14 protein-coding genes are annotated in these 12,802 nt (G+C 63.0%); 8 read left to right on the top strand and 6 right to left on the bottom strand.

The annotated features are described in order from the left end of the window. Positions 1-37 precede the first annotated feature (37 nt). From AV929_RS03800 to AV929_RS03790, 3 genes are all read right to left on the bottom strand, one after another. A complete protein-coding gene (locus tag AV929_RS03800) occupies positions 38-391 on the bottom strand; it encodes a DUF5811 family protein (RefSeq protein ID WP_004518427.1) in 354 nt (117 codons plus the stop codon). 84 nt (positions 392-475) lie between these two features. After that, positions 476-946 (bottom strand): pyruvoyl-dependent arginine decarboxylase, encoded by a 471-nt coding sequence (locus AV929_RS03795; RefSeq protein WP_014039437.1) that lies wholly within the window; start codon positions 944-946, stop codon positions 476-478. A gap of 42 nt (positions 947-988) precedes the next feature. Further along, a complete protein-coding gene (locus tag AV929_RS03790) occupies positions 989-2,203 on the bottom strand; it encodes a PQQ-binding-like beta-propeller repeat protein (protein WP_064287501.1) in 1,215 nt (404 codons plus the stop codon). 363 nt (positions 2,204-2,566) lie between these two features. Between AV929_RS03790 and AV929_RS03785 the strand changes: the two genes are divergently transcribed. From AV929_RS03785 to glpR, 7 genes are read left to right on the top strand one after another with little or no spacing between them, the layout of a single operon-like run. After that, positions 2,567-3,892 (top strand): extracellular solute-binding protein, encoded by a 1,326-nt coding sequence (locus AV929_RS03785; RefSeq protein WP_064287500.1) that lies wholly within the window; start codon positions 2,567-2,569, stop codon positions 3,890-3,892. Positions 3,893-3,918: 26 nt separating this feature from the next. After that, a complete protein-coding gene (locus AV929_RS03780) occupies positions 3,919-4,857 on the top strand; it encodes a carbohydrate ABC transporter permease (protein ID WP_064287499.1) in 939 nt (312 codons plus the stop codon). Continuing rightward, positions 4,854-5,774: a carbohydrate ABC transporter permease gene (locus AV929_RS03775; RefSeq protein WP_064287498.1), complete on the top strand. Its 921-nt coding sequence runs from the start codon at positions 4,854-4,856 to the stop codon at positions 5,772-5,774. Before AV929_RS03780 ends, AV929_RS03775 begins: the two co-directional genes overlap by 4 nt. 6 nt (positions 5,775-5,780) lie before the next feature. Beyond that, positions 5,781-6,911 (top strand): ABC transporter ATP-binding protein, encoded by a 1,131-nt coding sequence (locus tag AV929_RS03770; protein WP_050007720.1) that lies wholly within the window; start codon positions 5,781-5,783, stop codon positions 6,909-6,911. Positions 6,912-6,913: 2 nt separating this feature from the next. Beyond that, entirely contained in the window at positions 6,914-7,087 is a 174-nt protein-coding gene (locus tag AV929_RS22235) for a hypothetical protein (protein WP_196219974.1), read from the top strand. Between the two features lie 19 nt (positions 7,088-7,106). After that, positions 7,107-7,229 carry a hypothetical protein gene (locus AV929_RS22725; protein WP_255359459.1) on the top strand — a complete coding sequence of 41 codons (123 nt, stop codon included), beginning with the start codon at positions 7,107-7,109 and terminating at the stop codon, positions 7,227-7,229. Positions 7,230-7,286: 57 nt separating this feature from the next. Then, entirely contained in the window at positions 7,287-8,060 is a 774-nt protein-coding gene (gene glpR / locus AV929_RS03765; RefSeq protein WP_064287497.1) for an HTH-type transcriptional regulator GlpR, read from the top strand. Between the two features lie 37 nt (positions 8,061-8,097). Here the strand turns inward: glpR and AV929_RS03760 are convergent, their stop codons facing one another. The 3 genes from AV929_RS03760 to truA form a co-directional block, all read right to left on the bottom strand. Next, positions 8,098-9,318 (bottom strand): proteasome-activating nucleotidase, encoded by a 1,221-nt coding sequence (locus AV929_RS03760; RefSeq protein ID WP_064287496.1) that lies wholly within the window; start codon positions 9,316-9,318, stop codon positions 8,098-8,100. 148 nt (positions 9,319-9,466) lie between these two features. Then, positions 9,467-11,257: an oligoendopeptidase F gene (gene pepF / locus AV929_RS03755; protein ID WP_064287495.1), complete on the bottom strand. Its 1,791-nt coding sequence runs from the start codon at positions 11,255-11,257 to the stop codon at positions 9,467-9,469. Positions 11,258-11,309: 52 nt separating this feature from the next. After that, positions 11,310-12,137 (bottom strand): tRNA pseudouridine(38-40) synthase TruA, encoded by an 828-nt coding sequence (gene truA, locus AV929_RS03750; protein ID WP_064287494.1) that lies wholly within the window; start codon positions 12,135-12,137, stop codon positions 11,310-11,312. Positions 12,138-12,232: 95 nt separating this feature from the next. Between truA and AV929_RS03745 the strand changes: the two genes are divergently transcribed. Further along, a complete protein-coding gene (locus tag AV929_RS03745) occupies positions 12,233-12,739 on the top strand; it encodes a GNAT family N-acetyltransferase (RefSeq protein ID WP_014039432.1) in 507 nt (168 codons plus the stop codon). The last annotated feature ends 63 nt before the right edge of the window (positions 12,740-12,802 follow it).

Raw genomic sequence — 12,802 nt, 5'->3', positions numbered from 1 at the left:
CCACGACTGTGCTGCAGAAAACTGAGAGCAGCGACTGTTACTGCGCCGTCGGCGAGGTGTCGTCGCCCATCACTTGCTTGACCTGCAGGGCCGCAGAGGCGGCGATGCCCTGAGCGAGGTCGTCGCGTTCGGCGTCGGAGATGCTCGCACTCTCCGGGTCCTCGGGCGTGTAGTCGGCGCTGACGACCGATCCGACGGGCGGCTGGACCGCGATTGTGGCCCGCGGTCCAGTCGTGCTGTTGCTGATCTCCGAGCCGACGACGAACTCGCCGGGCAGGAGTTCGCGGGTCCGTGCGGCGACGCTCGAGAGGTCCCGGCGGAGCTCCTCGCGCTGTTCCGCGGTCAGCGTCACTTCTTCCGTCTCCCCACCAAACGACGTATTACCGTACATGAACGTTCTCTGTCTCTATGGGGGGGAAGACTAAAAACCCAGGGTCGAACACAGTTCTGACCGGAACCGTCGGTGCAACGCCGCTTACACGACGGGGTGGCTCTCGCCGTAGGTGGCGAGCACGACGGCGCTGGCGTATTGGGCATCGTCAGTCGCCGACTCGACGTACACGTTCTCCTCGACGAACTCCCAGTCCCGGAGGTCCCGGCCGGCGGCCAGTCCTTCGCGGATTTCCATCCGGACCGCGTCCTCGCTGGTGCCGTCGACCTCGTAGAAGATGCCCGGCCCGTCCTCGCTGCGGGCCCAGCCGATACCAGCGGCCACGCTCTCACCGGGCTCGGCTGTCGCCGAGGACTGGACGACCTCTAGCGCTTCGCCGGGCGGCCCCAGATCCGGTGCCGTCCCTGTCACCTCGATAGCCGGCTCGGTAGGAATGACCGACGAGAGCGAGATGAGGTTGTAGTTGTGGACGCCCGCCTCGGCGAGTGCCGCGTCGTACGCGGCCAGTGCGGTCGGGCCGGTCGCAGTCCCCCACACGACCCGGATGGTACTCATAGGCGATTCTCGACGGTCCGCGGGGTAAGGGGTTTCGCTTCGTTATGCCGGAACGAGTCTGTAGCACATTCCCGGTCGGTTCGGGTCGCCCTCGGCCGCACGCTCCGCGTAGTAGATGGCGTCGGCGGTCACCAGCGGAGCACTCGTCACATGGCCGCGGTTGTCGGTGGTCCAGGCCACTGCACCGGTGTCCCGCTCCAGCGCGTACAGTCGCCCGTCGTAGGACCCGACGAGGACGTGGTCTCGGGTGGCGACAACGCTCCCGATAATCCACCCGCCAGTGTCGTAGCGCCACTGCTCCTCGCCGCTTTCGAGGTCGAGCGCGTACACCCGGTCGTCGTGGCTGCCGACGTAGACGGTGCCGTCGTGGACCGCCGGCGCACACATCACGTCGGCGTCGGCCTCGAAGGTCCACTGCTCCGAGCCGTCGGTCACGTCGACGGCGGTGACCGTCTCGGCCCACGACGGCACGATGGCTGTCCCGTCAGCGACGGCGAGAGGGGCTTTCACGTCGCCGCCGGTGTCGTACCGCCACACCTGTTCCAGGCCCGGGAACGACCACGCGTAGCAGTAGCCGTCGTTCGAGCCAAACAGCAGACGACCGTGTTCGCGGTCCAGCGCCACCGTCGAGTGCGGATGGTCGGTCGGCCGACTGTCCCGCCACTGCACGTCGCCGGTCGCGGCGTTCACCGCGACGACGCTCCCGCTCGGTGCGGCGTGTTCGACGGCGACGTACAGCGACCCGTTGTAGTAGGTCGGACTTGCGCCGATGGCATCACCGAGTTCCGTCCGCCAGCGCCGCTTTCCGGTTTCGAGGTCCAGCGCCGACAGCGCGCCGTCGTAGGCCCCGATGTAGACGGTGTCGTTGGCGATGGCCGGCGTGCCGTGGCTCCCGCGCGTCGCCTGCGTGATGGTCGTCGCCCACTGGACCTCGCCATCAGGTGCGATGGCCCGCACGCGGCCGGTATCGTCGGCCAGAATCAGGTCGCCAGTCGGTGCCAGCGCGGGACTCCCCTTTGCCGCGGTGTGGTCCCCGCGGTTGGCCGGGAGTTCCCAGGCCCGCTCGACAGCGTCCGGAACCGATACGTCCTGATACCCCTGGTTCAGGAGCCCCTGCCGGAACTGCGTGGCGGCGTGTTCGTCAAGCGCCGTCGACGCGAGCGGATTGAACTGTGACTGACACCCCGCGACCGACCCGACCGTCGTTGCCGCGAGCGTCCCCAAAAACGCCCGCCGCGTCCGTCCGCGCTCTGTCACGGGCGCTGATACCGGGCGGGGTGGCTTAAATCGCGTGGGGCCACACGGACCACAGGCGACCTTCGGGCGTCTCGATACCGAACCGAATGACGGAAGTCCGATTCAGTCGGTTACCGGGCCTGCACGATTCGGTGAACGGACCGTTCAAAACATGCTATAATTCAGATTTGTGAGCGAAATCAATCACGCAAAAGTATATGATCTTATATATAAATAATTGTAGAATGTAGCGCTTGATATCACAGAGACGGTTTTAGACTACTAGACCTGATTTTAGGCGCTTATTCTATTATTTATGATATAAGTATTCATTCTTAATTACCCCCATGATTTATAATCTACGGCTGTCTGGTGAGCGATTGCATGCAGAAGAATTCAAAGCGCACTCGTCGAACGTTCATCAAAAGCGCCGGTGTCATCGGGACAGCAGCACTCGCTGGCTGCAGTGGCGGCTCCGATTCGAGCACGGAGGACGGCTCCGATGGCGAAAGCTCCGACGGTGCCACGACCGGCACCGGTTCGGAGACGATGGCAGACGAAATCGTGTTCTACAACGCCGGGTCACTGGAGTTCGACCCGGGGACGGAGGACAACATCAATCGGTTCGAAGAGGAGACCGGCATCTCCGTGGAAGTCAACGAGGTCCCGTGGAGCAACCTCAAGACCAGCCTGACGACGATCTGGCGGAACCAGGACAGTACCGTCGACGCCTTCAACGGACCGACCTGGTGGCTGGCCGACTTCGTCAGCTCCGACTGGCTCGAGCCGATCGGCCTCGGGAACGACCACATGAGCAAGTTCCCCGACTCGCTGAACGACCTCGTCCAGTTCGACGGTCAGACGTACATGGCACCCGAGTTCGGAAAGTGGGGCAGCTACCTTTACGACCAGCAATACCTGAACGACCAGGGCTTCGACGCGCCGCCGGACACGTGGGACGAGGTGCTGAGTCAGGGCGAACAGCTATCACAGGGCGACAAGTCCGGGTTCGCGTTCACATGGGCCGGCAAGTCCGTGTTCAGTTTCAAGCAGTTCCTCTACCAGGCCGGCGGCCAGCTGTTCAACGACAGCTACGAGCCGGTGTTCGTCGAGGAAGGCAAAGAGGTGCTGGAGTTCTTCAATGGGCTCCGCGAGCGCGGTATCATGCCGGATGGGATGTCCAGCCTCGGCGAGGGTGGCATCGGTGACAACTTCATCGCCGGCCAGTACGCGACCGTCGAATCCTGGACGCCGCTCGGGGCCCGCGCCATCGATGAATGGGACGAAGGCCGAATCGGCAGCGCCAAGCCGCCGAAAGGGCCGGAGAGTCGAGCAACCTTCCAAGACACGAACGGTATCAGCGTCTCCGCGTTCTCCGAACGGAAGGACGCAGCCAAGGAGTTCGCCCGCTTCATGACGACGCGGGAGTCCTGCAAGAACAACATGCTCGTCGAGGGCAACCCCTGTGTCGTCCCCGACGTGTACGACGACGAGGAGATCCAAAACGAGTATCCGTCCTGGCTGCTCGAAGACATGCGGTTCAACCTCGAGAACGCGAAAAGCGAGACGTACATGGCCCAGCCGCAGGTCGACGACTACCTGAACGAACAGCTCACGCCGGCGCTGCTCGGTAACAAAGACCCCGAGGCAGCCCTCAACGACGCCTACAGCAACATCGAGCGTCTCTACCAGGACATCGGCCTTCTCTGATCGGCACAGTCCAAGGTTTATATATTATGTCAATCGAAAAGAGCCCACTGCGTCGCAAACTCGACAAGCTGTTCGTCCCGTTAACCGTTGGGCCGACGCTGCTGTGGATCGCCGCAATAATCGTTTATCCGACCGCAAAGCTGTTTCTCAGCAGCGTTCAGTTCCGCAACCCGATAACGAACGAGATGGAGTTCGTCGGCCTGCGGAACTTCCAGCGGTTGATCTTCGCACGAGAAGGGGGCAATGCCGCGCTCGGCATATTCAGTCCCAGTTTCGTTTCGATTACCACGAATACAGTCATCTACGTCGGCTTCAGCGTCTCCATCTCGTTCCTGCTAGGACTGGGTATCGCGCTGTTGCTCGATAAGGACCTGAAAGGACGGGGCTGGTTCCGGACGGCGGTCATCGTCCCGTGGATCCTCCCGTACGTCATGAGCGGGCTGATGTGGCGCTGGATGTTCCAGTCCGATTTCGGCGCTATCAACGGTGCGCTCCAACGACTCGGAGTCATCTCCGGAAACATTCCGTTCCTCTCGGACGGCGCGCTCGCCATGATGGCGCTCATCATCGCCGACGTCTGGGTGTTCACGCCGTTTATCATCATCATTCTGCTCGCGGGTCTGCAGAACGTCCCCGAGCAGCTGTACGACGCCGCCGAAGTCGACGGCGCGAGTCGGTGGTCCCGGTTCTGGAACGTGACGTATCCGTTCCTGAAACCGTCGATCCTGGTCGCACTGACCATCCGTATCATCTTCGACATCCGGGCGCTGGACCTTGTCTGGGTGATGACCCAGGGCGGCCCCGGGAAGTCGACTGAAGTGTGGGCCTCCTGGCTGTACCGGACCGCACAGGTGTTCAACGAACCCGGGACCGGCGCTGCACTCGGAGTCGTCCTGCTGGCCGTGACCTTCGCCATCGTGGCCAGTCTGTACAAGATATTCGGCGAGTCACCCTACGAAGCATGAGCACGAAGAAATCACCACTCAACCGACTGCGTCGGTCGCTGGGACTGGATACACAGAACGAGTGGCCGTCCGTCGCCCGCGAGCGGCTGCTGGCCTACGGACTGCTCGCCGTGTACGTCCTGATCATCTGGTTCCCGATATACTACATCTTTATCACGAGCATCAAGCCATCGAGCGAAGTGCTGTCGCTGCCGATCACGTTCCTCCCGCAGAACCCGACGGCACAGAACTACGTGGATATCTTCACGAACCGACCGTTCGACAACTACACGATCAACAGCATGATCGTCGCGACGACGACGACGCTCATCTGTATCACCCTGGGGACGGTCACCGGCTACAGTTTCTCCCGGTATGACTTCCTGGGGAACAAGTCGCTGCTGCTGTCGATCGTCGGCGCGCGGATGATTCCCCCTATCGCGCTGATCGTCCCGTTCTTCCAGATCATGTCGAACCCGCCGCTCATCGGCGGACTCACCGGGAGCCTGTACGACACGCGGCTCGCGCTCATCCTCACGTACACGTTCTTCAATCTCCCGTTCGCAGTCTGGATCATGAAGAACTACTTCGACGGCATTCCCGAATCGCTGGACGAACAGGCCCAGATCGACGGCTGTTCCCGCTGGGAGGCGTTCGTCAAAATCATTCTGCCGATGGCGAAACCGGGCATCGCGGCCACCGCCATCCTCGCCTTTATCTTCTCGTGGAACGAGTTCGTCTTCGCGCTCGTTCTCACGTCCTCGGAACAGGCCCAGACGCTGCCGATTGCCGTCTCGCTGTTCGTGGCTGATGACTTTGTGGACTGGGCACACCTCGCAGCCGGCGGGATGATCGCCGCCTTACCCGGCATCCTGTTCGGCCTGTTCTTCCAGCAGTACATCGTGAGCGGACTCACACAAGGAGCAGTCAAGGAGTAACTAACTATGGCACACGTAGAACTCACCGACCTCGTAAAGGAATTCGACGACGTTACCGCAGTCGACGGCATCTCGCTGGACATCCCCGACGAAAGTTTCACCGTCCTCGTCGGCCCGTCAGGGTGTGGCAAGACCACGACCCTGCGCCTCATCGCAGGGCTCGAACGGGCGACCGACGGTGAAATCCGAATCGGCGAGGACATCGTTAACGATGCTCGCGCATACGAGCGCGACATCGCGATGGTGTTCCAGAACTACGCGCTGTATCCGCATAAGACGGTTCGGGACAACATGCGGTTCGGGCTAGAGCAACACGACACAGACGAGGATATCATCACCGAGCGGGTCCAGGAGACCGCGGAACTGCTACAGATCGAAGAGCTACTGGATCGCCGACCGTCGGAACTGTCCGGCGGACAGCAACAGCGGGTGGCCCTGGGCCGCGCAATCGTCCGCGACCCGGCGGTGTTCCTGATGGACGAGCCGCTGTCGAACTTGGACGCGAAGCTCCGCGTCCAGATGCGTGCCGAACTGAACAAACTCCACGAGGAACTCTCGACGACGACTGTCTACGTCACCCACGACCAGGTGGAGGCGATGACGCTGGCCGACCAGATCGCGGTCATGGACAGCGGGCAGATACAGCAGGTCGGCGAACCGACCCATGTGTACTCGAACCCGCGAAACATGTTCGTCGCCGGCTTCCTCGGGTCGCCGAGTATGAACTTCCTCGAAGGCACGCTCGAAGAGTCATCCGCCGGCAAGTTCGAACTGGACCTCGGCGGCGCGATCCACAACGTCCCCGACGAGTTCACCGACGCACTCGAGTCGTATCTCGGTGACCGCGTGACGCTGGGCATCCGTCCGGAGAACATCGCTCTCAATCAGGACGGCGTGCCAGCGAACGTCCATCCGGCGACGGTGGAGGTCGTCGAACCGCAGGGTGAGAAGACCGTGCTCGAACTCGAACTCGACACCGGTCAGAGCATCAAGGCCGCAGTCGACCCCGATACGACGGTCGAGATGGGCGATGCGGTGAACCTCCGGTTCGACAGGGACTCGCTCCAGTATTTCGACCCCGCCACGGGCGAATCACTGACGTACGATGCGAAGATCGAACAGCAGGCGACGATCTGACGATGACAACAGAAATCACCGACAGGATGACACCCGCCGGCCTGCTCGCGTTCGGAATTGCGTTCGGACTGGCAGGCCTTGCAGTGGTCAATTACGCGACCGGCGTGTATGGCGGTGCAATCGTCAGCAGTGTCGGGACGGTCGTCGCGACGCTGTTTGGTGTTTTCAGCGATTAGTACTGGGAGAGAGTTTTTCATGAACGTCTACATACTGCATGATATCCCCCTGAACGCCATCGAGCAACCTCGCGAATCAATAGACTGCTACGCCGGCCCCGAGAACGGGGCCGATTCTATCAAGAGTGATGAGACCAACTAGAATACATCAGTCGGAGGCCACACTCACTCGTAGGGTCCGGGCCCGCTGTAACAGACCATGATACCTGATGAACGGCGGAAGGAGATCGTTCGACAAGTGAACAAGTCGGATCGGGTCACGGTCGAAGAGCTCACCGAAGAGTTCGGCGTCTCCGAGGCGACGATCCGGCGAGACCTCTCGTCACTCGCGGAAGACGGGCTTATCGAACGGTTTCACGGCGGTGCCCTCCCGGCGTCGAAAGAAGATACCAACGGGTCCAGCACGACCGAGAACATCGACAACCCGAGCGGCAAGCGGGCAATCGCCGAGCGGGCCGTCGACGAACTGAGCGAAGGCGACGCCGTCTTCTTCGACACGGGACCGACGGCGCGCGAAGTGGCGAAAGCCATCCCGGAGCAGGTGTCGCTGCTCGCCGCGACGAACTCACCGGAAAGCGCGTTCGAACTCCGCGAGACCTGCGGCGAAGTCAAGGTCGTCGGCGACTCGCTGCGTCAAACCTCGGACGCGCTCGTCGGCCCCAGCGCCGAGTCGTACCTCAGGAAGACGAACTTCGACATCGTGTTTCTCGAAACCGACGCGGTCCAGAGCGACGGCGGCCTCTCTGTCTCGAACGAAGACGAAGCACGCATCAAAACACTGCTCTGTGAAGGCGGCCGACACGTCATCCTAGTGGCTGACGGCAGCAAACTGGACAGCCAGAGCTTCCGCGAGTTCGCGACTGTTGACGACATTGATATGTTCATCACAGACGTGTCGCTGAGCGACGAGATGCGGACGGTGTTCGAGCAGGCAAACGTCACGGTGATCGATAATCTGCTGGCCGTTCCATAAGCCCGCAAGACACTGAAAACATGTTTCTGCGCCGGTGTTACGCGAACGCGACGGGGACGCTGCTGGCGTCGTCGTCGGCTTCGATTTTCTCGTAGGCGTCGTGGAGGTCGGACTGCTGGACCGTCGTCCGGCCGTCGCGGATGGCAAACATCCCGGCCTCTGTCGCCAGCGAGGCCAGTTCCGCGCCGGAGAGGCCGTCGGTCTCGGTGGCAAACGCGCCAAGGTCCACGTCGTCATCGAGGTTCATTTCCTGGGTGTGGATCTCGAGGATGCGCTCGCGGCCCTCGACGTCGGGGTTCGGGACTTCGATGAGGCGGTCGAAGCGGCCGGGGCGGAGGATGGCCCGGTCGAGCATGTCGAAGCGGTTCGTCGCGGCGATGATGCGGATCTCGCCGCGCTCGTCGAAGCCGTCCATCTCCGAGAGCAGTTGCATCATCGTCCGCTGGACCTCGGCGTCGCCGGAGGTCTTCGACTCCGTCCGCTTGGCCGCGATGGCGTCGATCTCGTCGATGAAGATGATAGCCGGTTCGCGCTCGGCGGCGAGCTCGAACAGGTCCCGGACCAGTCGCGCTCCCTCGCCGATGAACTTCCGGACCAGTTCGGAGCCGGCCATCTTGATGAACGTCGCGTCGGTCTCGTTGGCGACGGCCTTCGCCAGCATCGTCTTCCCGGTGCCGGGCGGGCCGTGCAGCAGCACGCCGCTCGGCGGTTCGATACCGACCTCGCGGAACTGGTCAGCGTTGACAAGCGGCTCCTCGACGGCTTCCCGGACCTCACGAATCTGCTCTTCGAGGCCACCGATATCGTCGTAGGAGACGTCCGGCGAGCCGTCGACCTGCATCGCCTGCGCACGGGCGTCGGTCTCGGGGTCGAGGATCTGCTTGACGCCGAAGGAGTCGTTGATGGCGACGCGGTCGCCGGCCTCCAGGCCGTCACGGATGGATGGCGAGACTTCGGTCAGCACCTCCTGGTTGTTGCCGTGCTGTTTGACGACCACGCCGTCGTCGGTCAGCTCCTCGGCTGTGGCGATGTACAGCGAGGACGTCTTGAGCGTCTCGTTTTCCCGTTCAAGCTGGTCGACCTCGTCCGTGAGATCGTGCTGCCGGTCACGGGCGGCGTCCAGTTGCTCAGTCAGCTGTTCGTTGACCTGTACTATCTCTTTGAAATGTTCCCGGAGTGCCTCCAGACGCTCGTCAGGCGTCATATCGGGATCAAGTTCCAACCGTGGTCGTTCCGGAAGCGAGGGACTGCGCGACATTTGGATGGTCGGTACTATACGGTTGAGACACAAAGTGCCTTCGGGTCACAGGGGGTGAAACAGTTATCCGTGTCGAGACTGGGCTGTAGCGTTCGGTTAGACCGGTGGCTCGAACAGCCAGACAGGCACCGGATAGCTACTGGCCGCCCTACAGCAGCTCGGCGAACTCGTCGAGGTACTCGCTGTACGTCGAGAGGGCGGACTCGACGGGGTCAGGACTGGCCATGTCGACGCCGGCGTCGCGAAGCAGCTCCAGCGGGTACTGCCGCGACCCGCTCCGGAGGAAGTCGACGTACCGCTGGGCGGCGGGTTCGCCCTCATCGAGGATGCCGTCGACGAGCGCGACGGCCGCCGAAATCCCGGTCGCGTACTGGTAGACGTAGAACGCCCGGTAGAAGTGCGGGATGCGCATCCACTCGCGGGCGATGCGGTCGTCGAGTACCGCCGGCTCGTAGTAGTCGCCCTTGAGGTCCCGATAGAGGTCGTCCAGGCGGTCGGGGGTCAGCGGCTCGCCGGCCTCGGACATCTCGTGGGTGCGGTGCTCGAATTCGGCGAACATCGTCTGGCGGTACAGCGTCGACCGGAACCGTTCGAGGTACTCGTTGAGGATATGTCGGCGCAGGCGTTCGTCCTCGACGGTATCCAGCAGATGGTGGGTCAGCAACGTCTCGTTGACGGTGCTCGCGACCTCGGCGACGAATATCTCGTAGCCGGAGTAGACGTAGGGCTGTTCCTCGCTGGTGTACTCCGAGTGCATCGAGTGGCCGAGTTCGTGGGCCAGCGTGTACATCGACTCCACGTCGTCCTGGTAGTTCATCAGGATGAACGGCTGGGAGTCGTAGGTGCCGCCGGAGTAGGCGCCGGACTGCTTGTGCTCGGTCTCGTAGACGTCGACCCACCGCGAGTCCAGCCCGTCGGCGAGCCGGGACTGGTAGTCATCGCCCAGCGGTGCGACGGCTTCGGTGACGTATTCGCAGGCCTGTTCGTACTCGATTTCGGGCGATTCCTCCTGCACAAGCGGGACGTAGAGGTCCCACATCCGGAGTTCGTCGGCCCCGATTGACTGGCGCTTGAGGTCGGCGTGGCGGTGGAGCGTGTCGAGGTTGTCGTGGACGGTGTCGACGAGCGTGTCGTACACCTCGACGGGGACGTTCGGACCGTCCAGCGCGGCCTCGCGGGCGGTGTCGTAGTCCCGTGCGTTCGCCATCTTCACGTCCGTCTTGACGGCGTTCTTGTAGGCCGTGCCGACGGCGTTGCGGACGGTGTCCCACTCGTCGTAGAACGCCTCGTAGACGCGCTGGCGGAACTCCCGGTCGGGGTGTTTCTGCAGCGTCGTGAAGTTGTTGAGCGTGATCGGCTGCTGGTCGCCGTCGGGGTCCTCGACGGTCGGGAACTCCATGTCGGCGTTGGCCAGCATGTTGTACACCTCGCCGGGCGCGCCGGTGACCTCACCGAGTTCCGCAAGGAGATTCTCGACCTCGGCCGAGCGAGTGTGGTCTTTCATCCGGAGCACGTCGTCGAAGTAATGCTCGTAGGGCTCCAGTGCCGGCTCCGCGTCGATCATCGCTTCGATGTCGTCGTATTCCAAATCCTGCAGTTCCGGGTCGAGGAACGAGGCGGCCGAACTGGCCTCCGACGAGAGAGACTGCGAGCGGGCTGTCAGCGCCTGGTACGTGTCGTCGGTCGTGTCCTCGTCCCGGCGCATCCGGGCGTAGGCGGCGACGTTCGACACCGTCCGCATCAGTTCCTCGTAGGTCTCCAGAGTTTCTAACAGCGTCGCAGCGTCCTCGGTGGCGCGCCCCTCGTAGGCGGACAGGTCCTCGATCAGTTCCTCCGCCTCCTCGTAGGCGGCTTCCCAGTCCTCGTCGCTGGCGTAGAGGGAGTCGAGGTCCCACTTGTACGCCTCGTCGATGTCGCTCCGTGCGGGTACCGAACTCATAGCCCGCTCTTGGGACGGGGCCGAAGTAAGCCTTCGTTTCAGCGACGAGGGACTACAGCCCGTCGGTTATGTGGTCGGCGACTCGCGCTGTCGTGCGGGCTTCGGTGCGTCGGTGTTCGAAGACCGCCCGTGCGTCCGCAGCGGCGTCCTCGTCCCGAGAAAAAGTCACATTCGGGTAACGGACGTCGGTCAGCACCAGCGGTTCGGGCGGGGCCGGCGGGACGCCGTCGGGGCCACTGACGGACTCCGGCGAGAGGATACGGTCAACCTTCGACAGCTGGGCGGAGCCGTCCGCGACAGTCGCCGCGAGCGAGACGAGCCGACGAACCAGCTGGCGGCAGAACCCGCCGGCCGTGAGCCGAACGACGAGGAACCGGCCCTCCCGCGCCCAGTCGATGTCGACGGTTCGCTCGGTGCCGGTGTCGTCGGACGTGAGATTGTGGAAGTCGTGGCTCCCGGCGAGTGCGTCGACGGCCTCGCCCCACCGCTCGTCGTTGACCGGTTCGCGTCCGAGTCGGTCTGCGTCCGTCGGCGCGTACAGGTAGTAGGTGTAGGTGCGTTCGGTGGCGTCGTGGGTCGCATGGAAGCCCTCGGAGACATCGACACTGGCCCACACACGGATGTCGTCCGGAAGTTCGCCGTTGAATGCCGCCGATGAGAGCCACGCCGGCGCGTCGAAGGCGACTGTCTGTGCCCGCGCGGACACACCGGCGTCAGTCCGACCAGCGGCCGCGTAGCACTCGGGCAAGCCGTCGCCGCGCTCGCAGACGCCGAGGCGGACGAGCGCCGAGCGCAGTCGCCCCTCGACAGTGTCGACGTCGGGCTGGCGCTGGAACCCGTGATACGGTCGGCCGTCGTAGGCCACGCGATAGGCGCGCATACCGATTTGTCGACTGCGAGCCACTTGTCTCACCCGAATCTCAGTCGCTGGGAAGGATAGACGAACTTAGGCATGCTGAGAACAAAGGTGGGAGTATGTCCAACGCCGCCGCGGCGGATCACGACTTCCCCCGCCCGCCCGAAACGTTCACCGACAACGACGGGCGGACGGTGACAATCGAGGCCTATGACGGCGCCATCGACCCGCTGGTGGAGATGTATGTTGACTTCGGGCCCGACTCCCGGTCACAGGGCGTCCCACCCCGGACGGAAGCGGACATCCGCGACTGGCTGCCGAATCTCGTCGAAGACGGCCTGAACGTCGTCGCTTGGCACGAGGAGCAATCCGTCGGCCACGCCGTCCTCGTCCCCTATCAGGACACCTCGGAACTGGCGATTTTCGTCCATCCGGACTACCAGCACGCCGGGATCGGCTCACAACTCATCCGCGTGCTGCTTGGCTACGGCCAGGAGAACGGCCTCGAACGGGTCTGGCTCTCCGTCTCGAACACCAACCACGTCGCACGAGCGCTGTACGAGTCGGTCGGCTTCGAGACGATCGCCAAAGAGCGCGTGGAAATGGAGATGGAACGGGCGCTCTGACCGGGAAATTCACGAACAGCCATCGTGTTCAGATAAGCTGATTCCATGCGAAGCTGAACGATC

The organism is Haloarcula sp. K1 (genome assembly GCF_001647155.1).
In the GTDB taxonomy this organism is placed as follows: Archaea; Halobacteriota; Halobacteria; order Halobacteriales; family Haloarculaceae; genus Haloarcula; species Haloarcula hispanica.
The sequence above is the reverse complement of the archived record's forward strand: the minus strand, read 5'-3'. Positions and strand labels throughout refer to the sequence as shown.